The sequence below is a fragment of the Marinobacter iranensis genome, assembly GCF_029207565.1.
Classification (GTDB): domain Bacteria; phylum Pseudomonadota; class Gammaproteobacteria; order Pseudomonadales; family Oleiphilaceae; genus Marinobacter; species Marinobacter iranensis.
The window spans coordinates 302,773-327,204 of record NZ_JANCMW010000003.1 but is presented as its reverse complement, the minus strand read 5'-3'; the positions used below and the strand labels follow the sequence as shown (position 1 = coordinate 327,204).

The 24,432-nt window shown below is 55.4% G+C and carries 21 protein-coding genes; 9 read left to right on the top strand and 12 right to left on the bottom strand.

The genetic code is table 11. From position 1 onward, the window contains the following. Positions 1 to 8: 8 nt before the first annotated feature. The 4 genes from NLU14_RS23105 (at position 9) to NLU14_RS07925 (ending at position 3,191) form a co-directional block, all read left to right on the top strand. A complete protein-coding gene (locus NLU14_RS23105) occupies positions 9 to 689 on the top strand; it encodes an 8-oxoguanine DNA glycosylase (protein WP_420845046.1) in 681 nt (226 codons plus the stop codon). Further along, positions 686 to 1,276, top strand: a complete 591-nt coding sequence (locus NLU14_RS07935; RefSeq protein WP_275705678.1) for a 7-cyano-7-deazaguanine synthase — start codon at positions 686 to 688, stop codon at positions 1,274 to 1,276. Before NLU14_RS23105 ends, NLU14_RS07935 begins: the two co-directional genes overlap by 4 nt. A 5-nt stretch (positions 1,277 to 1,281) precedes the next feature. Continuing rightward, the gene (locus tag NLU14_RS07930; RefSeq protein ID WP_275705677.1) at positions 1,282 to 1,749 is read left to right on the top strand and encodes a TIR domain-containing protein; all 468 of its coding nucleotides are present in this window, start codon (positions 1,282 to 1,284) and stop codon (positions 1,747 to 1,749) included. A gap of 122 nt (positions 1,750 to 1,871) precedes the next feature. Further along, positions 1,872 to 3,191: a TRAFs-binding domain-containing protein gene (locus NLU14_RS07925; protein ID WP_275705676.1), complete on the top strand. Its 1,320-nt coding sequence runs from the start codon at positions 1,872 to 1,874 to the stop codon at positions 3,189 to 3,191. 433 nt (positions 3,192 to 3,624) lie between these two features. Here NLU14_RS07925 and NLU14_RS07920 read toward each other — a convergent pair whose 3' ends face one another. The 12 genes from NLU14_RS07920 to NLU14_RS07865 form a co-directional block, all read right to left on the bottom strand. After that, positions 3,625 to 4,335: a hypothetical protein gene (locus NLU14_RS07920; protein ID WP_275705675.1), complete on the bottom strand. Its 711-nt coding sequence runs from the start codon at positions 4,333 to 4,335 to the stop codon at positions 3,625 to 3,627. Continuing rightward, positions 4,316 to 5,302, bottom strand: coding sequence for an MvdC/MvdD family ATP grasp protein (locus NLU14_RS07915; protein ID WP_275705674.1), 987 nt, complete (start codon positions 5,300 to 5,302; stop codon positions 4,316 to 4,318). Before NLU14_RS07915 ends, NLU14_RS07920 begins: the two co-directional genes overlap by 20 nt. Then, positions 5,295 to 5,726, bottom strand: coding sequence for a hypothetical protein (locus NLU14_RS07910; protein WP_275705673.1), 432 nt, complete (start codon positions 5,724 to 5,726; stop codon positions 5,295 to 5,297). Before NLU14_RS07910 ends, NLU14_RS07915 begins: the two co-directional genes overlap by 8 nt. Before the next feature lie 145 nt (positions 5,727 to 5,871). Further along, entirely contained in the window at positions 5,872 to 6,546 is a 675-nt protein-coding gene (locus NLU14_RS07905; RefSeq protein ID WP_275705672.1) for a hypothetical protein, read from the bottom strand. A 280-nt stretch (positions 6,547 to 6,826) separates the two neighbouring features. Beyond that, complete coding sequence (locus NLU14_RS07900; protein ID WP_275705671.1) at positions 6,827 to 8,515, bottom strand: AMP-binding protein; 1,689 nt, start codon at positions 8,513 to 8,515, stop codon at positions 6,827 to 6,829. Positions 8,516 to 8,564: 49 nt separating this feature from the next. Continuing rightward, positions 8,565 to 9,140 (bottom strand): peroxidase-related enzyme, encoded by a 576-nt coding sequence (locus NLU14_RS07895; RefSeq protein WP_275705670.1) that lies wholly within the window; start codon positions 9,138 to 9,140, stop codon positions 8,565 to 8,567. A gap of 142 nt (positions 9,141 to 9,282) precedes the next feature. Next, positions 9,283 to 10,191: a hydroxymethylglutaryl-CoA lyase gene (locus NLU14_RS07890; RefSeq protein ID WP_275705669.1), complete on the bottom strand. Its 909-nt coding sequence runs from the start codon at positions 10,189 to 10,191 to the stop codon at positions 9,283 to 9,285. Beyond that, entirely contained in the window at positions 10,191 to 12,194 is a 2,004-nt protein-coding gene (locus tag NLU14_RS07885; protein ID WP_275705668.1) for an acetyl/propionyl/methylcrotonyl-CoA carboxylase subunit alpha, read from the bottom strand. Before NLU14_RS07885 ends, NLU14_RS07890 begins: the two co-directional genes overlap by 1 nt. Before the next feature lie 5 nt (positions 12,195 to 12,199). Then, positions 12,200 to 13,003 (bottom strand): enoyl-CoA hydratase-related protein, encoded by an 804-nt coding sequence (locus tag NLU14_RS07880; protein WP_275705667.1) that lies wholly within the window; start codon positions 13,001 to 13,003, stop codon positions 12,200 to 12,202. A 14-nt stretch (positions 13,004 to 13,017) separates the two neighbouring features. Further along, positions 13,018 to 14,625, bottom strand: a complete 1,608-nt coding sequence (locus NLU14_RS07875; protein ID WP_275705666.1) for a carboxyl transferase domain-containing protein — start codon at positions 14,623 to 14,625, stop codon at positions 13,018 to 13,020. 186 nt (positions 14,626 to 14,811) lie between these two features. Continuing rightward, positions 14,812 to 15,978: an isovaleryl-CoA dehydrogenase gene (locus NLU14_RS07870; protein WP_275705665.1), complete on the bottom strand. Its 1,167-nt coding sequence runs from the start codon at positions 15,976 to 15,978 to the stop codon at positions 14,812 to 14,814. 164 nt (positions 15,979 to 16,142) lie between these two features. Beyond that, entirely contained in the window at positions 16,143 to 16,589 is a 447-nt protein-coding gene (locus NLU14_RS07865; protein WP_275705664.1) for a MerR family transcriptional regulator, read from the bottom strand. A gap of 859 nt (positions 16,590 to 17,448) precedes the next feature. Between NLU14_RS07865 and NLU14_RS07860 the strand changes: the two genes are divergently transcribed. From NLU14_RS07860 to NLU14_RS07840, 5 genes are all read left to right on the top strand, one after another. Further along, positions 17,449 to 18,759, top strand: coding sequence for a nucleotide sugar dehydrogenase (locus NLU14_RS07860; RefSeq protein ID WP_275705663.1), 1,311 nt, complete (start codon positions 17,449 to 17,451; stop codon positions 18,757 to 18,759). Between the two features lie 94 nt (positions 18,760 to 18,853). Further along, positions 18,854 to 20,338: a glycosyltransferase family 2 protein gene (locus NLU14_RS07855; RefSeq protein WP_275705662.1), complete on the top strand. Its 1,485-nt coding sequence runs from the start codon at positions 18,854 to 18,856 to the stop codon at positions 20,336 to 20,338. A gap of 64 nt (positions 20,339 to 20,402) precedes the next feature. Next, positions 20,403 to 21,584 (top strand): alginate biosynthesis protein Alg44, encoded by a 1,182-nt coding sequence (locus NLU14_RS07850; protein WP_275705661.1) that lies wholly within the window; start codon positions 20,403 to 20,405, stop codon positions 21,582 to 21,584. A gap of 14 nt (positions 21,585 to 21,598) precedes the next feature. After that, positions 21,599 to 22,975, top strand: a complete 1,377-nt coding sequence (locus tag NLU14_RS07845; RefSeq protein ID WP_275705660.1) for a tetratricopeptide repeat protein — start codon at positions 21,599 to 21,601, stop codon at positions 22,973 to 22,975. Positions 22,976 to 22,980: 5 nt separating this feature from the next. Beyond that, on the top strand, positions 22,981 to 24,423 hold the full coding sequence (locus tag NLU14_RS07840) for an alginate export family protein (protein WP_275705659.1): 1,443 nt from the start codon (positions 22,981 to 22,983) through the stop codon (positions 24,421 to 24,423). Positions 24,424 to 24,432: the final 9 nt, after the last annotated feature.

Here is a 24,432-nt window from a genome sequence, read left to right as displayed (position 1 = left end):
GGCGGTTAATGAGTGCTGTTGCAGCTATTTGCCCAGATGTTTTGGCTCGCGTCTCGCAACCCTGCGAGCCGCCGGACGAGCGGCGTTTGTGGTGGGAGTTGTCGTCTTGCGTCTTGAGCAGCCAAGTGCCGTACCCTCTAGCAGCTGCTGCGGCCGACGCGATTGATGAAGAAGGTCTTCTCTTGGGCGATTGTCACGATCCAGAGTTTTTAACACCTCGTCTCGTCGAAGTTCTGAGTACCCCTTTATCAGTAGCGGGTCGACTCCGTTCATACCGTTTTCCCGCTGCACGCGCTCGGCATCTCGCTTCCACCCGCGTGGCAGTGACTACGGAGGCATGCTCGCTCCGTGCTCTTGTCGGGAGTTTTCGTGACGCCACAGACGCCAGGGCTTGGTTCGTTGCAAATGCCCCGGGGCTGGGTCCTAAACAGGCAAGTATGTTCTTGCGCAATGCGGGCGTGAGTTACGATCTCGCTATACTGGATCGGCACGTGCTGAATTACATGAAAGAACTTGGCATCTATAATGGAACCAAGCTTTCTATAGCCACTATCGCTCAGTACAACCGGTCTGAAGCTGCGCTGCGTGAGCACTCTGACACCTTAGATTGCCCCGTGGGGCTACTGGACTGGGCAATATGGATTGTTATGCGTGTAGCTAGCCGAACAATGGAGCCCGTAAAGATATGAGCATCGTCACACTTGTTTCGGGTGGGCTCGATTCGACCCTTGCCGCCAAGCTTGCCCAAGAAGAGGGTTTACACCAGCATCCCCTGTTTGTCGACTATGGGCAGCGGTCCTGTAACCAAGAGCTCGCGGCCTGTCGTAGCGCCATGGCTGCATTGAATTTGCCTGAGCCGATGGTTGCGGGTCTTTCTGGCTTTGGTGCGCTAATCCGTTCGGGACTTACTGACGTTAATCTCAACGTGGTCGACGATGCATTCACGCCCGGGCGTAACATGCTATTTCTTTTGATAGCTGCGGCTCATGCATACCAAGTTGGAGCAGATGCTGTGTCGATTGGACTTCTTCACGAAGACACTAGCTTGTTTCCTGACCAAACGGCGGCCTTCCTCGGCGAAGCTGAACAGATGATCATGCTTTGCATGGGAAGACGCATCAAGGTACTTGCTCCTTTATCGGCTTTCCACAAACAAGACGTCGTCATGCTTGCTCAACAAAAAGGAATACGGAATACCTACTCATGTCACATGGGGGGGGAACAAGCCTGCGGTCGGTGTATTGCTTGTAAAGAGTTTAAGTTTGAGGAGGCCTAAATAAAATGGGTGGCAGCAGTAGCGGTGGAGGATGGAATAGACTTGGGGACATTCGGTCGCTGGAGGAGAAGGCAAAAGCCGCGCTCCAGGGTGGCAAAAGGAACGTATTCATCAGTTTTGCAGCCGAAGACATCGACGACGTAAACTTGCTTCGAGCTCACGCCAAGAACGAGAATAGCGATATTGAGTTCAGCGATCATTCAGTACGCAAGCCATATGATAGTGAACAAGCAGACTATATTAGACGCAAGATAGCGGAGCGAATTGCACGCTCTTCCACAACGGTCGTTTACATCTCCGAAAACACTGCACAGAGTCAGTGGGTCGCTTGGGAAGTCCAGAAAAGCCTTGAACTCGGAAAGCGGGTCATTGCAGTTCATTCAGGAGAACATCTTGGTGGAAAGAGCCCTGATTGGCTTACAGGAAATATCAAGACTGTGGCGTGGGCCAAACTGGCTGACGAATTGGAGTGATAGGAGTTCAAAGGAACGTTGGCAAAAGTGCGTCTCTTTCTCAAAGACCAATATTATTCGTCTATAGCTCTGGAGCAAAAAAGTTTCAAGGGCTTCTAACACATAAGTAGAGGAAAGAAACAATGAGGCCCTATTGCTTTGTGTTGATGCCGTTCGGAAGGAAATCCGATGAAAATGGGCGTGTTGTCGAATTTGATTCGGTTTACAAAGAGATAATTGCTCCCGCAATCGAGGCTGCAAATCTGGAGCCTATAAGAGCTGATGAGGAAATCATTGGCGGAATTATACATAAGCCTATGTTTGAACGCCTAATGATGTGTGATTATGCGGTTGCAGACCTCACAACAGCCAATGCTAATGTTTTTTACGAGCTAGGAATAAGGCACGGTGTGAGACCCTATAGCACCGTGCCGATCGCCGGAAGCGGTATGCGACTTCCATTTGATGTATCTCCATTAAGAGCCATACTTTACGATGTCGATGACTATGGGTTTCCGAAAAATGCTAATGATGTCAGCCAATTACTAGCAGAAAGACTTAAGGCTTGCCGAGATCCTGCGGACGATAGTCCACTGTACCAACTGCTGACAGATGTGCCGCGCCCTGACCTCCAAAGGCTGAAGACAGACGCTTTCCGAGGTATGGTTGAGTATTCAAAGTCCATGAAGGAACGTTTGAGACGTGCTCGAGAACAAGGTAGTGAAGCAGTTGATGTCGTTAAAAATCAGATTGATATAGTCGATGCTGATCCAGCGATTGTTATTGATATATTTCTATCTTATAGGGCAGTAAAAGACTGGCAAGCTATGATTGATTTAGTCAATCAAATGGCCGTGCCGCTAAAGCAAACAATCCTTGTTCAAGAGCAGTTAGGGGTCGCACTGAATAGGTTAGGGCGCCACAGAGAGGCGGAGTCGGTGCTAACCGAGATTATCGAAATTCATGGGCCTAGCAGTGAGACCAATGGTATTTTAGGGCGAGTATATAAGGATCAGTGGTCTAAGACGAAGGCGGATCAGAGTTCAGTAGCGGCAGCCTTTTTACGCAAGTCTATTGATGCATACCTCCAGGGCTTTGAGTCGGATTGGAGAGATGCGTACCCTGGCATCAACGCTGTAACACTGATGGAATGTTCAGATCCTCCTGACACAAGAAAAGAGGAACTTATTCCAGTGGTTGCTTATTCGGTAAAGAGACGCTTGGCTAGTAAGGCTCCTGACTACTGGGATCATGCGACAGAGCTAGAAATACACGTTTTGGCTCAAGATGAGGTAAGAGCTCAAAATGCTCTGGGGATGGCTATAGCATCAATGAGAGAAAAATGGGAGCCAGAGACTACGGCGAATAATCTAAGGATGATAAGAGAAGCGCGGGAAAGTAGAGGAATTGACTGCAGCTGGATTTCGAAAATTGAAGCTGCGTTGGAACAAGCTACGGCATGATCGGTCGATTCATTCCTTGCAACAATGCCTCGCAGCTCATCGTCAGTCTATATTGCCATGATTCGATTACTTACTCTGATCGACGCCTAACGTCCAGCGCAGACACAGCCAGCACGGAGCGCCTTCTGTGTTAAGTTTTGAGCGATAGTGAGGAGTAACACAAAAGGCACGGAGTGTTGGCTGTCGTGCTGCCCATTTTGGTTAGAACAAGGGCTGGTGGGGTATAGCGAAATTAGCATGTTTATGCCTCAGCGCTAGACAGTGACCAACTCGGCAAGCTTGTTCGTGACATCCGACATTGAATCTTCCGCCGTACTCAGACCACTTCGCGAACCAAGTAACGGGCTGACATCGCAGAGGGGTCCATACGTCGCGCAGTTGATTGTTATATGTACCAAGCTTGGTATTCGGAATGATTCGAATTCCGATGATATCATTTCTTGATTTTATTCTTTATCTTTAAAATCTGGTAATGACTTACTGTTAGCCATGCAACAACTAATGTGAGAATATAATCAGAAAGTCTCAGATCAAACTCTAGCGATAATGCTTTAATATCAGTGACTAAAGTGACAGAGCTATATTTTGTGAGTGGTAAAATGACAAGTGCTACTGCTGCGATTAGTATCATCCATAATATGCGCTTGGTAAACTCATGTGCCATCGTCATGCAATCTACTTTTGCATTTATCACGTCATAGTTTTTCTTCACGTTATTGATCAAGTCAACGGCGATTCTACGCTTGTCGCCATGTAAAAATTCGGATTCATCGATGCTATGGTATCCTCTCCGCTCCAACGCCTTAATCGCATAGTGCATAACTTGTAATATATATATTATTAAGATCCCGCCAAACATTATCGCAACGTCATAAGCGATACCACTCTCTACCTTAAAAAATAAGTCTTTCAGTGCGAAAAATAGAATTGCTATTACAGTTCCGAAAAAACCTAGGTAAATACTAGATTTCGATTCAATGGTCGAAACACGCTCTTTTTGCTTTTCATACATTAAAATCGCAAACTCGATCGATTTTTCAAGATTTTCTTCTGGGATTTCGGTATCATTATCAAGAAAATCATCGTATGCAACAGGGGAGCCTTCCAAACGAGGCCATATAGATTCAATGATTTGTCCGATCATCCTTCCCTCCCGATGCTAGCAACTCTGCAATTTCATTACTTATTGGGTAGCCGAGTAAACTTTCAATCCATGCCCACTGTCCATTTGGATTGATTTCCAGAAACCAGAAACGGTCTGAATTATCTAGCACGAAGTCTATTGCGGCAAAATTGAGGTTGAAGAGCTTGCAAAGTCTTAGGCACTTATCCTTCAATTTCGAAGGTATATCGACCTTTTCATGTGCAAGCATTGAATCTGATCTTCTCCAATCGACTCGGCTTATGTCTGAGTTTTGAGACAATATTTTCGCCCCAAATATTTTGTTTCCAACCAACGTGACTCTAATGTCACATTTCTTTATAACCTGCTGTTGAAGATAAATAGGCATTGCTCCATTTGTTTTTATTTTTTCAATGAAGTTGGAGTCGACTTTTGTCGTGTATAGAACTTTACCTACGCCTTCAGGCTCTTCTATCAAGCCTACCTTCAGGGGTTTAAATATACAGAAATCATGTTTTCTGAAAAAATCGTTGCATATGTTGACGTTGTTGGATACGCAGAAACTAGGGACTGAAAAGCCAATACTCCTTGCTAGTTCAATTTGATATGGTTTATTCTCAATCATTCGAATGTCAAAAACCGAATTTAACCAAAAATTTGACGATAAGTTTCGATAAATTCCCTCTAGGTAGGTTGATATTTCGTTTAAATAAAATTGCTGCTCGCCTATAGTTAAGCCGGGCATTGGAGGTGGGAGTTTAGGTCGTCTGAAGTAAATTGATCCAAATTCATTTATTTTGATAATTTTCGATTTTTTGTGGTCGAATAGAGCATACCCGGCCGAATCAAAAGATATGCTAATATTTGATCCAATATCTTCAGTATTAAACCTGTAGTAATTTATTTTATTTACCTTGAGGGCTTCAATGACAAAGTCAACTGTTACGTCCTCTTTGTTAGTGATTACTAAGACATTATTTTTAATCATCTGATTCTCGATTACTTTCAGTCTTGGTAAGGAGCATCACAAGAGGGATTGTGTTAGCATTATTATATTTTAGAGTAGCGGTTGTTTGGATGCCAAGACTTATCGACGTTTCAAAATGATCGTCGTCTGATTCTCTTTCTACTTTTGTTTTGGTCAGGGCTCCAAGCATTTCCTCATAGGATGCGTCATCCGATTCTCGGACAACATCAGTCTTGGTTATCATTCCCAAGGCAGTATGAGTTGGGTTGTCATCCGACTCCCTTTCAGTGTTTGTCTTGGTCAAGTACAGTGAAGCCGCTCGGCTTTGCTTAACAAGACTTATTCCATCGACCTTATTTATGTCATCATCGTAGTTATATACGACTCTGTCGAACCCTCCAGGTCTTTGCTTAAACGCGTAGTCAAATATTACCGGCTTGGTCATTTTTAACTTACCTCCGTTAAATCTTACGGCAAATATTCTTTGAGACTATTTGAACCGCCCGTATGGCTCCACCAACATGTGCATCCAAGGAGTAGAGGCGAGGTCACAATGTAGTAGACGCCGCTGAGCTTGGTTTTGTTAACGGCTACTTGTGACAATGGTAGAAGCGTCCATTCGTATCCACAATATTCACCGCTTCAAATGGGGTTTTGAGGCCAACCACTGGCGAGATTACTTTTTGGAATTCCGATGTGGAATTCAGTACAAAACAATCAACTCCAATTAGCAAGGACGTACCCGGATACTTATCGATATTTTCAAGTTTCTTCGAATATGCGGATGCAACTAGGTTTTTGAGGTTCTCCACAGCTTCTTCCTGCCCGTGAAGTCTGTGCTCGGGCTCAGGGATCTCTCGGTTTCGAACACTACCAATGTATTCATTTAGCCCAAACCCCGGGCTCCAGCCATGTTGCTCAATAGTTTCTCGGCGAATTTGCTCTTCAAAACCGTTTATAGCAATGGTCACCTCTGTTCGCTCTACCAATTCGCCCTTTCCGGTTCGGAACTCAGCGTCGAAAGACTGAGAACTGCTCGCGAAATAATGGAGATATACGTTCTCAAAATCTATCCTCTCCTTGGCATACACAGCCAAAGGCAGAACTTCTTCAAGAATTTTAGAAACAGTACCTTTGCCGAGTTGAAGTATCCGTCTCGATTCATCATCGTAGTGGTAGCGTTCGAGCAGATTTTGAACCCATTCATACGCATCCCAAGCAACAATCGGCACTTCTAATTCGGCAAGAGAGACTGGTTGAAACACGCGAACCTACCCTTTCAACAGAAATTTGATGGTGATCGGAGTCCCGGCAAAAATTCGACCGCTTCATTATTGCAACTTTGCTTGAAAACGAATTATCAAAAAGCGACCGAAAATCAATATGCTGAAAAGCGACTGTCCAGTATTGCTGTGACCCCACCGCGCAGTAACCGAGCGCGTTGTATGATTCCCGTTTCTCTAGAAGCGTATACGCAGAGTGCACGAAGCACAAACCCCAGCACATGGCTGGGGTTTGAGATAGGAACGGGCTGGAAGAGGGGTCTTACTTCTTCAACCCCATCTCCTCAATAGAAATCTCCCGCATTTTGAACTTCTGGATCTTCCCGGTAACCGTCATCGGGAATTCATCCACGAACTTGTAGTTCCTGGGGATCTTGAAGTGGGCGATTTTGCCTTTGCAGAATTCCCGCAGTTCGTCGCCGGTGACCGGGTCCGCGTCCGGGGCCAGTTTTACCCAGGCGATGAGTTCTTCGCCGTACTTGTCGTCGGGGATGCCGGTTACCTGCACTTCCTCGATGGAGGGGTGGGTGTAGAGGAATTCCTCGATTTCTTTCGGGTAGATGTTCTCGCCGCCGCGGATGACCATGTCTTTGATGCGGCCGACGATCTGGATGTAGCCTTCGTCGTCCATGTTGGCCAGGTCGCCGGTGTGCATCCAGCCGGCTTCGTCGATGGCCTCACTGGTTTTTTCGTCGTTGTTCCAGTATCTCAGCATTACGCTGTAGCCGCGTGTGCAGAGTTCGCCGGTTTCGCCCCGGGGCAGGATGTTGCCGTTGGCGGGGTCGACGATTTTGGTTTCCAGGTGCGGCTGGGTGCGGCCCACGGTGGTTACCTGCTTCTCGAACGGGTCGAGGGAGCTGGTCTGGGTGGACACGGGGCTGGTTTCGGTCATGCCGTAGGCAATCTGAACTTCTTTCATGTTCATCTTGCTGTTTACTTTCTTCATGATCTCCGCCGGGCAGATGGAGCCAGCCATGATGCCGGTGCGCAGGTGCGAGAGGTCATAGCTCTCAAACTCCGGGTCGCCCAGTTCCGCGATGAACATGGTGGGTACGCCATAGAGGGCGGTGGCCTTTTCCTGGTGTACCGCTTGCAGCACGGCTTTCGGTTCGAAGCCCTCGGAGGGGTAGATCATGGTGGAGCCGTGGGTGATGCAGCCCAGGTTGCCCATGACCATGCCGAAGCAGTGATACAGGGGTACGGGGATGACCAGGCGGTCTTTCTCGGTCAGGCGCTGGCTCTCGCCCACGAAGTATCCGTTGTTGAGGATGTTGTGGTGGGTGAGGGTGGCGCCTTTGGGGTTGCCGGTGGTGCCGGAGGTGAACTGGATGTTGATGGGGTCATCGAACTGCAGCACGCCCTGGCGTTCGTCCAGTTGTTGCTGGGTGGCGTCGCTGGCGAGCTTGACGAATTCGTTCCAGGTCCACATGCCTTCGTGGCTGCGCTGGTCCAGGTTGATCACGCCTTCAAGCTCTGGCAGGCGCCGGGACTTGAGTTTGCCGGGCTGGCTGGCCTGCAGTTCCGGGGCCAGTTCGTAGATCATCTTGCGGTAGTCGGAGGTTTTGAAGCTGTCTGCCGATACCAGGAAGCGCACGCCGGACAGGTTAAGCGCGTATTCCAGTTCGTGGGTGCCGTAGGCCGGGTTGATGTTTACCAGGATGGCGCCGACCTTGGCGGTGGCAAACTGGGTGACGGTCCACTCGTAGCGGTTGGGGGACCAGATGCCCACCCGGTCGCCACGTTCAACGCCGATGGCCAGGAAGGCGCGGGCGGCTTTGTTGACTTTTTGCTGGAATTCTTTGTAGGTCCAGCGGATGTCCTGGTGCAGGGCGACCAGGGCTTCGGTATCTGGGTATTTCGCGGCGGTGCGGTCGAGCATTTCGCCGATGGTCATGCCCAGCAGGGGCACTTCGGAGGTACCGCTTGTGTAGCTAGGTAGAGTCTGGTTCATTGTCTGCCTCCATTGTTGTTGTGGTCGAGGGCAAGCAGTGTGGAATCTGCTAGCGACTCTGGCTGTGATAGTCAGTATTTGGTTGCATATCGCTGGCGATGGCCACGCGATTGGACATGTTGTAGAAGCCGATCAGGTTGCTCAGGTCCCAGATGCCGCTGTCACTCAGGCCGACATCCCGCAGGGCCTGGATGTGTTCTTCGGTGACGGTGGCCGGTGAGCGGGTGAGGTGCGATGCAAAATCGAGCATGGCCCGCTGGCGTTTGTCGAGTTTGGCGCTGCGGTAGTTCATCACCATGTGTTCGCCCAGTTGGGGGTCACCGCTCAGTACTCTGACGGCGGCGCCGTGGGCGACCAGGCAGTAGAAGCATTTGTTCTCGGAAGACACCACGACGGCGACCATTTCTCGCTCGAGTTTGGTCAGTTCGCCTTCGCCCAGCATGAGTTCGTTGTAGAGGCGGGTGAAGCCTTCCAACTGTTTGAGGTTCTGGCTGTAGGCGGTGAGTACGTTGGGGATCATGCCTAGTTTTTCCTGGCAGATCTGGAAGTACTTTTGGGTGTCTTCTGGCATGTCCCTGATCTCTGGGATCGGGAGGTCCAGGGCGACTACGCTCTTCTTGTTCATTTTATGCTCCTAGACTGCGGGTTTGGTGCGGTGGGGAGCGGGCCTGGTTGTCCGGGACACGCCGTTAATACGTCCGTGTAGGCTCGTAAAAAACATCCTTGTTTTTTACGGTCCCGGACAACCAGGCCCGCTCCCCACTCGATCATTTGCAGTTACCGCCTAATGCTTGGCCTACTTTGGAGCCGTTGTGGCGTTTTAACTGTTCGCTGATCCATTCGCCGGTTGTGACGAGTTTGTTTAGATCGACGCCGGTTTCTATTCCCAATCCGTTCAGAAGGTATAGCACGTCTTCGGTAGCAACGTTGCCGGAGGCGCCTTTGGCGTAGGGGCAGCCGCCGAGGCCTGCTACTGAGGCATCGATGACGCTTACGCCTTCTTCCAATACCGCGTAAAGATTGGCCAGTGCCTGGCCGTAGGTGTCGTGGAAGTGGGCGGCCAGCTTTTCAATGGGTACTTCGGCGGCGACGGCTTCCAGCATGCGTTTGGCTTTTAGCGGGGTGCCTGTGCCGATGGTGTCGCCGAGGGAGATTTCGTAGCAGCCGAGTTCGGCCAGGGCTTTTGCGACTTTGGCGACCTGTTCGGGGGCGATGTCGCCTTCGTAGGGGCAGCCCAGTACGGTGGAGACGTAGCCGCGTACGGGTATGTGGTGCTGTTTGGCGGCTTCCATCACGGGTATGAAGCGTTCGAGGCTTTCGGCGATGGAGCAGTTGATGTTTTTCTGGCTGAAGGACTCGGACGCAGCGCCGAAGACGGCCACTTCGTCTACCCCGGCCGCGAGGGCGTTTTCGAAGCCCTTGAGGTTGGGGGTGAGTACGGAGTAGCGCACGCCTTGTTTGCGTTTGATGCCGGCCATGACGTCGGCGGCGTCGCCCATTTGTGGCACCCATTTCGGCGACACGAAGCTGGCGGCTTCGATGTGGTTTAACCCGCAGTCGGCCAGGCGCTCGATCAGTTCGGTTTTGATGTGGGTGGCGATGATCGGGCCGGGCTCGTTCTGCAGGCCGTCCCGGGGGCTCATTTCAACCAGTCTGACTTTGTCGGGAAAGGCCATTAGCTTGCCTCCTCTTCCGCGTTTGCGGTGACTTCGATGGCGATCAGTTCGGCGCCTTCGGACACCTGGTCACCTTCGGCAAAGAAGATGTCGGTGACCACGCCGTCGGCGGGGGCCTTGATGGCGTGTTCCATTTTCATGGCTTCCATGATCACCAGGCTCTGGCCGGCGGTGACTTTGTCGCCCACTTTGGCCTGCACGGCGACGATGGCGCCGTTCATGGGGGCGGCCAGGCTGCCTTCGCCGGCCATTTCTTCGAAGCCGTAGGTTTCCCGGTACAGGATGCACTGGAAGGTGTCGCCTTCGTAGAAGAGCACCAGCTGGTCGTTGTGCAGGTTGCCGTGGATGCTGATGCGGTGGCCGTTGATGACGGCCTGCAGGTAGTCGTCGTCCAGGCGGGCGGTGAGGTTGTACACGCTGCCGCCGACGAATACCTGGTAGCGGTCGTCCCGTTCCAGCACTTTGAGTTCGTGGATGTCGTCACCCACCTGCAGTTGCAGGGGCTGGGCGTATTCGGAGTTCATGCGCCAGCTGTTCTGGCGGCCGAACGGCGACCAGGGGTCGGTGCTGATGACTTCCCGGGATTTGCGCTGTTCCAGTACAAAACCGGCGGCCAGTACCAGGGCTTTGTGGGTGTCGAGTTTCGATTTCGGGAACAGCAGCTCCCGGTGGTCGTCGATAAAGCCGGTGGTCAGGTCGGCTTCCCGGAACGGCTGGGCGTCGGCCAGGGCGTGGAGGAAGCGGATGTTGGTTTTCACGCCGGCGATGCGGTAGTGCTCCAGGGCCTGGACCATGCGATTGATGGCCTGGTCCCGGGTTTCGTCCCACACGATGAGTTTGGCGATCATCGGGTCGTAGTGGATGCTGATGTCGTCGCCTTCGGTGACGCCTGTATCCACCCGCACATGCGCGCTTTCATCAGGAGTACTCAGGTAGCGCAGGTTGCCGGTGGCGGGCAGGAAGTCCTGGTCCGGGTCTTCGGCGTAGATGCGCGCTTCCAGGGCGTGGCCCCGGGTTTTTACCTGGCTCTGTTCCAGCGGCAGCGGGTCGCCCCAGGCCACTTTCAATTGCCATTCCACCAGGTCCTGGCCGGTGACCATTTCGGTAACCGGGTGCTCTACCTGCAGGCGGGTGTTCATTTCCATGAAGAAGAAGGGGCCGTCCACGTCGTAGAGGAATTCCACGGTCCCGGCGCCCACGTAGTCGATGGCCTGGGCGGCTTTGACGGCGGCTTCGCCCATGGCTTTGCGGGTGTCTTCGCTCAGGCCCGGGGCCGGGGCTTCTTCCAGCACTTTCTGGTGGCGGCGCTGCACCGAGCAGTCCCGCTCGGCCAGGTAGACGCCTTTACCGCTCTTGTCGCAGAACACCTGGATTTCCACGTGGCGTGGCTGGGTCAGGTAGCGTTCGATGAGCATGTCCGGATTGCCGAAGGCGTTCTTCGATTCCCGTTTGGCGGCAGCCAGGGCATCGTCGAAGTCTTCCATGCGTCCAACAACCCGCATGCCCTTACCACCACCGCCGGCGACGGCTTTGAGCAACAGCGGGAAGCCGCACTTCTCGGCTTCTTTGCGCAGGGTGTCCGGGGACTGGTCGTCACCGTGGTAACCCGGCACCAGGGGCACGCCGGCTTTTTCCATAATGGCCTTGGCGGCGGATTTGGAGCCCATGGCTGCAATAGCGGAAGAGGGCGGGCCGATGAACACGATGTTGTTGGCTTCGCAGGCTTCGGCGAACTGGGTGTTCTCGGAGAGAAAGCCGTAGCCCGGATGAACAGCCTGGGCACCGCTTTCTTTGGCCACTTCAATGATCTTGTCGGCTTTCAGGTAGCTCTCGGAGCTGGGTGCCGGGCCGATGTTGAAGGCTTCGTCGGCCAGGGCGACATGGCGTGCGTCGGCGTCGGCATCGGAGTAAACGGCGACCACGCGAATGCCCATGCGATGGGCGGTCTGGATAATCCGGCAGGCGATTTCGCCACGGTTGGCTATGAGTATCTTGCTGAACATGGTTGTTATTCCTCTGGAACCCAGTTGGCCTTGCGCTTGTTCAGGAAGGCACTGAGGCCTTCCTGCCCTTCGGCACCCACCCGGATGTCCGCGATGCGTTGTGCGGTGTCGTCGATAACGTCTTTGCCGATGACTTTGTGACTGACGGCGAACACCAGGTTCTTGGCGGCTTGCATGGCCTCGGGGCCGTTGAGGGCAAGCTGCAGCAGCAGTTCGTCGCAGCGGCGGTCCATGGCAGCTACGTCTTCACACACTTCGTGCACCAGGCCGAAGTGTTCGGCTTGTTGGGCGGTGAATACCTCGGCGGAGATGAAGTAGCGCCGGGCCTGGCGTTCGCCGATGGCGCGCACCACGTAGGGGCTGATCACCGCCGGTATCAGGCCGAGCTTCACTTCACTCAGGCAGAAGCTGGCTTTTTCGGTGGCCAGTACGATGTCGCAGCAGGCGGCCAGGCCGACGGCGCCGCCGAAAGCGGCACCCTGTACCAGGCCGATCACCGGTTTGCCGAGGTGGTTCAGGGTGTCCATCAGCCGCGCCAGTTCCCGCGAGTCGTCCAGGTTTTCCTGGCGGGTGTTGTCCGCCATGCGGAGCATCCAGCCCAGGTCCGCCCCGGCGGAGAAGTGTTTGCCCTCCGAACGCAGGATGACGATGTGGGTGTTGTCGTCGGCGTTCACGGTTTCCAGCGCGGTGATCAGCTGCTGGATGATCACGTCGTCGAAGGCGTTGCGTTTGTCCGGGCGGTTCAGCACCACTTCGGTGACGCCTTTGGCGCGTTGGTTGAGCAGTACCGCTGATTCCTGTTCGGTCATGGCGTTGTCCTCCGTCACATGCGGAACACGCCGAAGCGTGTTGGCTTGGCCGGGCGATTAAGGGTGGCGGACAGGCTCAGGGCAACCACTTCCCGGGTCTGGGCCGGGTCGATTACGCCGTCGTCCCACAGGCGGGCGCTGGCGTAGTAGGGGTGGCCCTGGTGTTCGTAGGAGTCGACGATGGGCTTCTTGAATTGTGCCTCTTCCTCGGCGCTCCACTCCTGGCCCTTGCGTTCCATACCTTCACGTTTGACGGTGGCGAGCACACCGGCGGCCTGCTCGCCGCCCATTACGGAGATGCGGGCGTTGGGCCACATCCACAGGAAGTCGGGGCTGTAGGCGCGGCCACACATGCCGTAGTTGCCTGCTCCAAAACTGCCGCCAATCAGCACGGTAATCTTGGGCACTTCGGCGCAGGCCACGGCCATCACCATTTTGGCGCCGTGCTTGGCGATGCCTTCGGATTCGTGTTTCTGGCCCACCATGAAGCCGGTGATGTTCTGCAGGAACAGCAGCGGGATATTGCGCTGGCAGCACAGCTCAATAAAGTGCGCGCCCTTCTGGGCGGACTCGCTGAACAGGATGCCATTGTTGGCGATGATGCCCACGGGGTAGCCGTGGATATGGGCGAAGCCGGTGACGAGGGTCTGGCCGTAGTAGCGTTTGAATTCGTCAAATTCGGAGCCGTCGACGATGCGGGCGATGACGTCGCGCACGTCGAACTGTTTGCGCAAGTCGGTGCCGACGATGCCGTAGATTTCTTCGGCGTTGTACAGCGGTGCCTTGGGCTTGCGAATCTCCACGTCCGCCGGTTTGCGGCGGTTGAGATTGGAGATGCAGCGCCGGGCAATTTCCAGGGCGTGGGCGTCGTTTTCGGCGTAATGGTCGGCCACGCCGGAGATTTTGCAGTGTACGTCGGCCCCGCCAAGATCCTCGGCGCTGACGACTTCACCGGTGGCGGCTTTTACCAGCGGCGGGCCGGCCAGGAAGATGGTGCCCTGGTTGCGCACGATGATGGATTCGTCGGCCATGGCGGGTACGTAGGCGCCACCGGCGGTGCACAGGCCCATGACGACGGCGATCTGGGGGATGTCGTCGGCGGACATTCTGGCCTGGTTGTAGAAGATGCGGCCGAAGTGGTCGCGGTCCGGGAAGACGTCGTCCTGTCTTGGCAGGTTGGCGCCGCCGGAATCCACCAGGTAGATGCAGGGCAGGCGGTTCTGCAGGGCGATTTCCTGGGCGCGGAGGTGTTTTTTGACCGTGAGCGGGTAGTAGCTGCCGCCTTTGACGGTGGCGTCGTTGGCGATGATCATGCATTCGGTGCCGGAGACGCGGCCTACGCCGGCAACAACGCCCGCAGCGGGGACTTCTTCGTCGTAGACGTTGTAGGCGGCGAACTGGCCCACTTCAAGGAAGGGGGAGCCGTCGTCCAGGAGGCGGTTGATGCGTTCCCTTGGGAGCAGTTTGCCTCTTGCCAGGTGGCGTTCCTGGTAGGTGGGGCCGCCGCCCTGTTGAATGGTGGCTACTTTGTCCCGCAGGTCGGCCACGGCTTTGGCCATGGATTCCTGGTTGGCCTGGAATTCTTCGGACCTTGGGTTAACTTTGCTTTGGAGTATCGTCATGGCTTGTTAGTCCGTTTTTTTAGTCCGTGCCTCGGCGCTGGTGGGTGGGGCTTCCGAAACACGCCGTGAATACGTCCCTGTAGGCTCGTAAAAAACATCCCTGTTTTTTACGGTTCCGGAAGCCCCACCCACCAGCGCCTTGATATGCCTGGGTGCTGGCTGCCGACATTTCCGCAGCTACCACCCTTAGTTGTTCAGGTACAGCTCGCGGCCGATCAGCATCCGGCGGATTTCGGACGTGCCGGCTCCGATTTCGTACAGTTTGGCGTCACGCAACAGGCGGCCTGTCGGGTATTCGTTGATGTAGCCGTTACCGCCCAGCAGCTGGATGGCGTCGAGGGCCAGTTTGGTGGCCATTTCGGCGGAATACAGGATCGCGCCGGCAGCGTCTTTACGGGTGGTGTTGCCGCGGTCGGCGGACATGGCGACCATGTAGACGTAGGATTTGGCGGTGTTCATCCAGGTGTACATGTCAGCCACTTTGCCCTGGACCAGTTCGAATTCACCGATGGCCTGGCCGAACTGTTTGCGTTCACGGATGTAGGGAACCACGGTGTCCATGGCTGCCTGCATAATGCCCAGCGGGCCGCCGGAGAGGACGAGGCGTTCGTAGTCGAGGCCGCTCATGAGGACTTTGGCGCCGTTGCCTTCGCCGCCCATGACGTTTTCCTTGGGTACCTTGGCGTCTTCGAACACCAGCTCACAGGTGTTGGAGCCGCGCATGCCGAGTTTGTCCAGCTTCTGGGCCTGGGTGAATCCCGGGGTGTCGCGTTCGACGATGAAAGCGGTGATGCCCCGGGGGCCGGCGGACGGGTCGGTTTTGGCGTAGATGACGTACACGTTGGCGTCGGGGCCGTTGGTGATCCACATTTTGCTGCCGTTGAGCACGTAGTGGTCGCCGGCGTCTTTGGCGCTGAGTTTCATGGAGATAACGTCGGAACCGGCGTTGGGTTCGGACATGGCCAGGGCGCCGATGTGTTCACCGCTGATGAGCTTGGGCAGGTACTTTTCTTTCTGCTCGTCGGTGCCGTTGCGGTTGATCTGGTTAACACACAGGTTGGAGTGCGCACCGTAAGACAGGCCAACAGAGGCCGATGCGCGGCTGATTTCTTCCATGGCGATGACGTGTGCCAGGTAGCCCATGCCGGAGCCGCCGTAGGCTTCGTCGGCGGTAATGCCCAGCAGGCCCATGTCGCCGAACTTTTTCCAAAGGTCGTTGGGGAACAGGTTTTCCCGGTCAATGTCTTCGGCGCGAGGTGCGATTTCGCTGGCGGCAAATCCGTTGATCTGCCCACGGAGCATATCGAGCGTTTCGCCGAGGCCGAAATTGAACTCTGAGTATTGTGATTTCATTGTTGGCTACCTTTTACTCTCGAGACTGGAGTTGGTCGCGGGCTCCGCGAGCGGATATCGGTTTCCGAAACACGCTGTAAATACGTCCCTGTACGCTCGGGCTCCGCCATCCATGGCTCCGCACGGTTTCGGAAACCGATATCCGCTCGCTCCGGTGTCCGCCACTATTTCTGTTCAATAGATTCGGGCTCTTCTTTTGTGGCCCTTTTCTGTTGACGCTTTTTCTTTTGCAGTTCGGCAAGGGCCTCTCGGCACCGTGCTTCTGCTGTGTCCATTTCCATTTCCGCCTGGGCGATGTCGTTTTTCTGCTGTTCCAGCTGCGCCCGTTTATTGGCTAAGGTGTCCAGCATCAGCAGGAGCTGTTTCTCGTTACCGCTGAGGGTTTCGTCCCACAGGTCGAACAGCTCCTTGGTTTCCGACAGGGAAAAGCCCATGCGCTTGCCGCGCAGGATCAGCTTTAACCGTACCCGGTCTTTCGAGCTGAAGATGCGGGTCTGCCCCCGCCGGGTGGGGTGCAGAAGGCCCTGGTCTTCGTAGAAGCGCACGCTTCGGGTTGTCACGTCGAACTCTTTGGCGAGCTCACTGATGCTGTATGTTTTCTTGATGTCCATGGCAGTGTCCCTTTTTTAGACTTAGGTTAGATAAAGTTTACGTAAACGTAAAGTATTTTTGGGGTCCATTTTCAACAGGCAGGCATCAGAGTATTGCAGTCAGTGTAACTGGTGGAGCGTCAGGTTCGGGTGAGAGGCGGCGCGGCGGTATGTAGCGTGGAAATTGCTATCGAGCTCATGGAAACAACGGTGGGCTGGGCAAAGAACCGGCACGATTTGCCGAAAATGCACCATGGCAGGGCGGCCATTTCATTTTTACAGCCTTGTATAACGACAGGGATTCCAACCGGGTTCCATCCAAAATTTAGCGCCTGATTCGATTTGATAATATCTATCTTTCTTTTTTTGCGATTACGAAATATCAAGGCGCATTCTTTCCTTCAATATGTGCCTTTCCAGCATACATATCGAGTATCCATCCCTGAATTTTTTCTCTTCGCTCAATCGGCTACAACCCATCCGTATCAGGACGCGCCACACCAAAATTAGAGACATGTATTTGCTGTGGATATTTGAAATTATCATTCCGTAACAGGCATTTAACGTTTAGTTACGATAGTTTTCTGGCTGTTGGAGCGCCGCGGACGAAGTGAGCCATTTCCCAATGGTTCGTCTGCCACCGTGTTCCCCCAATTCAAACTGGACGTTCGAAAGGGACATTGGGCTAGCGTTTTTGGCGTTGTGTCTGGTTGCTCGTAAGTGGACATCGGCATCGTCAAAAAGTTCACGAAAGAGCTTTTTCTTTCGGGAGCGAGCGTTTGTTGCGTCGCCTTTTGAGTGTCGCCAGTTAACCAACAATTGGATTCAGGACGGTTCGCTAGCAGGGAATCGTTGGATGACAGTCAGGGGAGTTAAGGATATGCGTGTCAGTATTTTTGGTTTGGGCTACGTCGGGGCGGTGTGTACCGCCAGTCTTGCCCAGCGAGGCCATCACGTTGTTGGTGTGGATGTTTCGTCCATCAAGATTGATCTGATTAACAGTGGCAGGTCGCCGATTGTGGAACCGGGGCTGGAGGAGTTGCTCCGGGCCGGTCGTGAAAATGGGTTTATCAATGGCGTTACCGATGGCCACGTCGCGGTTCAGGAGAGTGAGTTGTCGATGATCTGTGTCGGCACGCCCAGCAAACCGAACGGCGATCTTGATTTGCAGTTCGTGGAAAAAGTCTGCGGTGATATCGGCAATGCCCTGCGGGACAAGGGTGATTGGCATCTGGTGGCGGTGCGCAGCACGGTTCTGCCCGGAACGGTTCGTGATGTGGTGATTCCGGCGCTGGAGAAAGCGTCCGGAAAGCGCGCCGGCGTTGATTTTGGTGTTTGTGTCAACCCGGAGTTTCTACGTGAGAGCACGGCCATCAAGGACTATGACCATCCTCCGATGACGGTGATCGGAGAGCTTGATGAGCGATCCGGAAAGTTCCTGGCGCGGATTTACGAAGACCTTGATGCCCCCATCATCCGCAAGCCCATTGAGGTTGCCGAGATGATCAAATACACCTGCAACATCTGGCACGCGACCAAGGTTAGCTTCGCCAACGAGATTGGCAATATTGCCAAGTCGATGGGTGTGGACGGACGGGATGTCATGGACGTGGTCTGCCAGGACAAGAAGCTGAACATCTCACGCTATTACATGCGCCCGGGCTTTGCCTTCGGCGGTTCCTGCCTGCCAAAGGATGTGCGGGCACTGACCTACCGCGCCAACCAGATGGACGTTAAACACCCGCTGTTGAGTTCGATCATGAGCAGCAACAACGAGCAGGTCGCCCACGCGTTCAAGATTCTCACCAGCTATGGCTGCCGCAAGGTCAGCATGCTGGGCCTGAGTTTCAAGTCCAACACCGATGATCTCCGTGAAAGCCCGCTGGTGGAACTGGCGGAGATGCTGATTGGCAAGGGCTACGACCTGCAGATTTTCGATCGCAACGTGGATTACGCCAGAACCCACGGCGCTAACCGCGAATACATCAACCAGAAGATTCCGCACCTGTCGAACCTCATGCACAGCGACCTGCGCGGCGTGATTGATCACGCCGATGTGATCGTGGTGGGCAATAACGATGAGCTCTTCGAGACGGTGATTTCCGAAGTTCCTGAAGGTAAGCGGGTGGTGGATCTGGTCGGGTTCATGAAAACGACAACCACCGAGGTGCTGGAAGGCATCTGCTGGTAGGCCTTCAATTCCCTGCGTGATGCCCTGATGCTTTTAGCGGTGCCAGGGCGTCCGTTGGGGAAAAGCACGGAACGTTATTTCAGGAACGCACGGCATGTCTTATATCGCAGACAATACAGTGTCCAGAACAGGCGGTTGGTTGCTTTTTCTCTCCCTGCTGGGGGCGTTGGCAATCTCCCTGCCCACCACCTATACGGTGCGGGGCGGCGCCCATTTCCTTCTGGTCATCGGGGTGATTGGTATCTGGCGGTACTCCGTTGGTTTCACGCATTTTCTGCGTGCGATGTATTTCCTCAAGTGGGTGTTTCCGCGGATTCGTCGCCGGGCGATGGCGTTGGGCGAGAACGCCGCTCCATCCCACGTCTATCTGATGGTGACCAGCTTCCGTATCGACGCCGGCACCACCGCCATGGTTTACGACTCCATTATCCGGGAAGCCGTTGAGTGCGGCTGGCCAACCACGGTGGTTGCGTCGGTGGTTGAGCTTTCCGATGAAATGCTGATGCGGGCGATGTGGCGGAAGCTGGCCCCCCCGGGCCACATCAAGCTCAAGATCGTGCGCATTCCGGGCACTGGTAAGCGGGACGGGCTGGCATATGGCTTCCGGGCGATTTCACGGGACCTGCCCGATGAACATGCGGTAGTGGCCGTGGTGGACGGCGATACCGTCCTGGAACCCGGTGTGGTTCGTAAGACCGCGCCCTACTTCCGGCTGATGCCGAATATTGGCGCGCTGACCACCAACGAGTTTTGTGAGGTGCGTGGCAGCTATCTGATGTCTGAGTGGCACAAGCTGAGGTTTGCCCAGCGCCACATGAATATGTGTTCCATGGGGTTGTCGTACCGGGTCTTGACGCTGACGGGCCGCATGTCGGTGTTCCGGGCCAGCGTGGTTACCCGTCCGGAATTTATCAGCGACGTGGAGTACGACTCCCTCAAGCACTGGCGGCTTGGCGAATTCCGGTTCCTGACCGGCGATGACAAGTCCAGCTGGTACAGCATGATGCGCCTGGGTTACGACACCTTCTACGTGCCGGACGCCACCATCCGCACGGTGGAGCATCCGCCTGATCCCAGCTTTATCCGCTCCGCCCGCCAGTTGATGTTTCGTTGGTATGGCAATTCCCTGCGGCAGAATTCACGGGCGACCAAGCTTGGCCCGTGGCGCCTTGGCTGGTTCACCTATTACGTGCTGTATGACCAGCGCATTTCCATGTGGACCAGCATCCTGGGGCTGACAGCGGCTATTGTCGCCGCCATCAAGTACACCGGGATTGTGCTGGTGGCCTATCTGCTGTGGATCGGGCTTACCCGTTTGGTGCTGACCATGCTGCTCATCACCACCGGGCATTCGGTCGGGCCGGCCTATCCGTTCATTCTCTATTTCAACCAGATTTTCGGGTCGCTGGTGAAGATCTATGTGTTTTTCCGGCTCGATCGCCAGTCGTGGACACGCCAGAAAACCCGATTCAGTGCCAACAACGCGTCGTTCCAGCAACGCATGAACCGCTGGTCGTCACGAGTGATGACGTTCTCCGCGGGCAGCGTCTTTCTGGCGGTGGTTATGAAGCTGGTATAGCGCAAGGGGAGGTTTTTCTTATGTACACCAATCGTCGTTGGGACAACACACAAGGATCAGAGCAATGAATATGGCAGCAAGTAGGGCAGATATTGAACCGCAGTTTGTCCATGAATCCGAAGCACAGCGACAGTATGCCCGGGTACGAATTCCGGCCAAGCTGTTTGTTAGCCTTGGCGGCTCAACCCACAACTTTCCGGTGGCCGATCTGTCCGCCGGCGGGTTCAGTGTCAACACGGGCCTGGAGTCCTTTCGTCAGGGCCGGGTCTACAAGGGTCGCCTGGTGTTCAAGGTTGACGGCTTTGACCTTGCCATCGATGTGAGCTTTGTTCCGCGCAGTTTTGATTCGATGAATGATCGCTGCGGGTGTGAGTTCCAGAACCTGGGACCCCGGGAGGTTTCGGCCCTGCGATACCTCATTACCGCGTTCCTTAGCGGTGAAGTGGTTTCCGCCGGAGACGTACTCAACACTCTGTCCCGCGAAAACTTTACCAAGGCCCGCAAAGGCAAGGGCAGCAATGACCTTGGGTTCTTCGGCAAGGTCCGGGCCATGGTGGGAAGCCTGATCGTGATGGTGATTGGCCTGGGGGCTGTCAGTTTTGTTGCCTCCGAACTGTGGGATATCTATTTCGTGACCAAGGCGGAGTCCGCCATGGTGGCGTCAGAGCAAATTCCCCTGACCATTCCCAAAGACGCCAAGGTCACCACGCTGGTCAAGTCCGGCCAGCAGGTTAAAGCGGGCGAGCCTGTCGCTACCTTTGACGCGCCGATGATGTCTTACGTGAATGACCTGGTTGGTGAGGGCAACTACAGCGTTGGCCAGATTGAGGAATTGCTGGACCAGCGGGTTCGGGGAACGATCACCAGCCCCTGTGATTGCAAGGTGCTGAACCTGAGGGCGGCCCAGGATCAATACATGACCAAGGGTGAACAAGTCGCTGTTATGGCACCCATGGATTCGTCTGCCCACGTTGTTGCCAACTTCCCCTTTGACCAGGGTGAAAAACTGGAAGAAGGGCAGCAGGTGACGCTGCGGCTACCCAGTGGCATAGAGCAGACAGGGCGCATTACGTCCCTTTACGTGAATTCCCAGGCCCAGGGCGGGCTGATCGACGTTATCAGTGCGTCTATCGAGTCTGATGAACCACTGCCGAGCGAAGCGATCGGGCGCCCCATCGGGGTCACGGTTGACCAGTTCCGGCTGCCGAGCCTGCAGAAGGTCGTTGACCGGTTCTCGGAAGGTTGAGGGAGTTGCATAGCATGATGCGAGTTGCGTGCATTGCCGGCCTGTTCACTCTGGCCCTGTCCGGTTGCGGTAACCTCCCCGACGTTCAGCGGGCGGAGAAAGCCGCAGCCGAAGGCAACGTTCAGGACGCACGGGCGCAGTTGGAAGAGCTGGCACGGTTTGGCCTGATGGATGCCCAGGTTGAACTGGGCGACCTGTATGCCGAGGAGGACACGCCAGCGGCGCGTAAGCAGGCGCTGGACTGGTACCGCAAGGCTGCTGAACAGGGCAGCGAGCGGGCCGCCATCCGGATCGGCAAGATGAACGCCCGGGAAGGCGACACCCCGGAGGAGCGGGCCAATGGTGCTCGCTACCTCCGGAAGGCGCTTGCGGCAGGCGACAAGACGGCGCTGATTCCGCTGGTCAACCTGTACATCAATTTTCCCAATGAGTTTCCCAACGGCAATCCCCTCGAACTGATCGAGCAGGCCCGTGCCGCCGGCGATCCGAAAGGCGATGTGGCGTTGGCCCGTTACTACGTGACGACTGGCCAGTTCGCTGAGCGCACGGACGAGATTGAAAGTCTGTGTGCACCCATTGCCGAAGCCCACCCTGAATGCTTCCAGCTGCTGGCCAGGGTGTATCTGGTGGAGGGACGTGATGAGGATCTCGAGGCACTGGTTGAACGTGCCAAACAGGCCTGGGACGAGGGCCGCATTGAAGACCGTGACCTGTACACGTTTGCGCGCTGGCTCTCGGACGACGAATCCCCGCGGAAGCAGGTGTCCACCACCAACGAGTTGTACCTCCTGTTGACCCCTGATTACGTGCCCGCCCTGACGGCCCGCGCCAAGCTGATCATGGAGAACAACTACCTGGCCGAACCGGACGTGGTGATTGAGATGCTCCGGCAGGCGCGGGACAACGGCGACCTGAAAGCGTCCCTTTCCCTGGCCCGCGCCTATGAACGGGGCCGCATCGTGCCGGCTGATCCTGAAAAAGCGGTCCGCTATGCCATGGAGGCGCGCGAAAAGTATCCCTCGGCGGAATACCTGCTTGGGCGCATTTACAAACGCGGATACCTCGGTGAACCAGAGCCTGAGAAGGCCAAGAAGCATCTTCTGGCGGCAGCTCGCAGGGGCTTCCCGAAGGCCGATTACGTCCTTGCCGAACTCTTTTGGGAAGCCAGGGGAATAGAGGTTAACCGGCTTTATGCGTGGAGTTTTGCGCTGCTGGCCCTGGAAGGGGGCGTTGAGCGGGCCAAGGAACTGATGGTGGAGATGGTGCTGACACTGCCGGAGCACACCGAGATGAGGGCCGAGGCCCTTTACAAGCAAGAACGTGCCGCCCGTCGCCAGATGATCGCTCAAGGCGCTTCCGGCCCGGCAAAGACTACGGAACAAGGAGGATAGGCTCAATGCAGCTTATGACGAATTATCGACTAACACGCCTCGCGCTTTCCATCAGCTGTCTGGCGTCAATGGGTGCGGCGCAGGCGATGGCGCAGTCAACCGGAGAAGCCGGGGCGGACCAGGGTTACCCGCGGCTGGTTGAGCAAAACGTGAGATCCAAGCTCAGCTTCATCAGTGAAGGCGATCGTCGCCTTGGGCTGGGCCCCAATGGCGCGACCAAATCCAACGAAGCGGGGCTTGATATCAAGCCTGAGTGGGTATGGCAGTTGTCGCCTCACTGGCGTTCGAAATTGCGCCTGCAGGCGTTCGCGGCCACCGGGCAGGTGGACGTTAGCGATGAAATTGGTGGCACCACCACCGATGGGTTTTTTGCCCTTCGGGAAGCCTGGCTGGATTACAACGGCCTCAGCGACTATCCGGGCGAGTCGATTCGCTTCGGTCGTGAGCGCCTGAAAGAAGATAGCGGCATGTGGTGGGACGACGACATCACCCTCGTGCGCTGGATTTTCGATACCTCGTTGCTGGACACCACGGTGGGCGTTGCCCAGAAATTCGCCGAGTTGCGAACGGACGACAACGAGCTTCAGGAGGATGAGCAGGACATCGGGCGCTTCTTTGCCCACACCCGCTGGCAATGGCGGAAAGGCCATTACCTGGGCTTTCTGGCCACCCATGGCCAGGGCTACGGCGACCAGGCGGACGAGTTTGCGGCGCGTGGCCAGGCCGTGGACGACAGCTTTACTGACTCACTGACTTGGACAGCTGTTCAGGCCGACCGGAACTATTTTGACTGGCACTCACACGATGCCTTCCAGTACTTCGCTTCGGTGGCGGCGGTCAACGGTACCGACACCGTTGTCGGCACGGACCCCGGCGCCCCAAGTGGCTACAGCACCCATGAACGTGATGTTTCCGGTTGGGCGGCGGACCTTGGTGCGCGTGCCCAGTTACTGGATATGCCGCGCTGGGTTATCGGCGCCCATGGCGCGGTAGCCTCCGGCGGTGGTGAGCCAGGCGAGAGCGATGCGTTCCGGCAAACCAGTCTGGAAAGTAACCGTTCGCGATTTACCGGTACCCGTTCCCAGGTCCAGCGTTTCGGTGAAGCCATTCAGCCTGAGTGGACCAATCTCCGGGTATTCACCTTCTATACCGCGTTGTCTGACCGGGATACCTGGGATGCCAACCTGCTGTACCACCGCTACTGGCTGGGCGATGAGGCCGGAACCCTGCGCTCCGATCTCGTCGAGCCGGGGTTTACCGGGGCCAGTGATGATTTGGGCCAGTCGGTGGACCTGGTGTTGGGGTACTACGGAGACAGTGCCTCAACCTCCTGGGCGGCGTTCGATGTCCGTCTGCGCGGGGGTGTTTTCATGCCGGGTGATGCCTATGGGGATGAGGCTGATGACACCAGGCATCGGGTGGTCGTGGACTTGTCGAAGCGGTTCTGAGGAGAACTC

Excerpts from the sequence above, each read along its gene's own strand:
- NLU14_RS23105 (WP_420845046.1), top strand. The coding sequence starts at position 9 with ATGAGTGCTGTTGCAGCTATTTGCCCAGATGTTTTGGCTCGCGTCTCG.
- NLU14_RS07935 (WP_275705678.1), top strand. The coding sequence starts at position 686 with ATGAGCATCGTCACACTTGTTTCGGGTGGGCTCGATTCGACCCTTGCC.
- NLU14_RS07930 (WP_275705677.1), top strand. The coding sequence starts at position 1,282 with ATGGGTGGCAGCAGTAGCGGTGGAGGATGGAATAGACTTGGGGACATT.
- NLU14_RS07925 (WP_275705676.1), top strand. The coding sequence starts at position 1,872 with ATGAGGCCCTATTGCTTTGTGTTGATGCCGTTCGGAAGGAAATCCGAT.
- NLU14_RS07920 (WP_275705675.1), bottom strand. The coding sequence starts at position 4,335 with ATGATCGGACAAATCATTGAATCTATATGGCCTCGTTTGGAAGGCTCC.
- NLU14_RS07915 (WP_275705674.1), bottom strand. The coding sequence starts at position 5,302 with ATGATTAAAAATAATGTCTTAGTAATCACTAACAAAGAGGACGTAACA.
- NLU14_RS07910 (WP_275705673.1), bottom strand. The coding sequence starts at position 5,726 with ATGACCAAGCCGGTAATATTTGACTACGCGTTTAAGCAAAGACCTGGA.
- NLU14_RS07900 (WP_275705671.1), bottom strand. The coding sequence starts at position 8,515 with ATGAACCAGACTCTACCTAGCTACACAAGCGGTACCTCCGAAGTGCCC.
- NLU14_RS07895 (WP_275705670.1), bottom strand. The coding sequence starts at position 9,140 with ATGAACAAGAAGAGCGTAGTCGCCCTGGACCTCCCGATCCCAGAGATC.
- NLU14_RS07890 (WP_275705669.1), bottom strand. The coding sequence starts at position 10,191 with ATGGCCTTTCCCGACAAAGTCAGACTGGTTGAAATGAGCCCCCGGGAC.
- NLU14_RS07885 (WP_275705668.1), bottom strand. The coding sequence starts at position 12,194 with ATGTTCAGCAAGATACTCATAGCCAACCGTGGCGAAATCGCCTGCCGG.
- NLU14_RS07880 (WP_275705667.1), bottom strand. The coding sequence starts at position 13,003 with ATGACCGAACAGGAATCAGCGGTACTGCTCAACCAACGCGCCAAAGGC.
- NLU14_RS07875 (WP_275705666.1), bottom strand. The coding sequence starts at position 14,625 with ATGACGATACTCCAAAGCAAAGTTAACCCAAGGTCCGAAGAATTCCAG.
- NLU14_RS07870 (WP_275705665.1), bottom strand. The coding sequence starts at position 15,978 with ATGAAATCACAATACTCAGAGTTCAATTTCGGCCTCGGCGAAACGCTC.
- NLU14_RS07865 (WP_275705664.1), bottom strand. The coding sequence starts at position 16,589 with ATGGACATCAAGAAAACATACAGCATCAGTGAGCTCGCCAAAGAGTTC.
- NLU14_RS07860 (WP_275705663.1), top strand. The coding sequence starts at position 17,449 with ATGCGTGTCAGTATTTTTGGTTTGGGCTACGTCGGGGCGGTGTGTACC.
- NLU14_RS07855 (WP_275705662.1), top strand. The coding sequence starts at position 18,854 with ATGTCTTATATCGCAGACAATACAGTGTCCAGAACAGGCGGTTGGTTG.
- NLU14_RS07850 (WP_275705661.1), top strand. The coding sequence starts at position 20,403 with ATGAATATGGCAGCAAGTAGGGCAGATATTGAACCGCAGTTTGTCCAT.
- NLU14_RS07845 (WP_275705660.1), top strand. The coding sequence starts at position 21,599 with ATGATGCGAGTTGCGTGCATTGCCGGCCTGTTCACTCTGGCCCTGTCC.
- NLU14_RS07840 (WP_275705659.1), top strand. The coding sequence starts at position 22,981 with ATGCAGCTTATGACGAATTATCGACTAACACGCCTCGCGCTTTCCATC.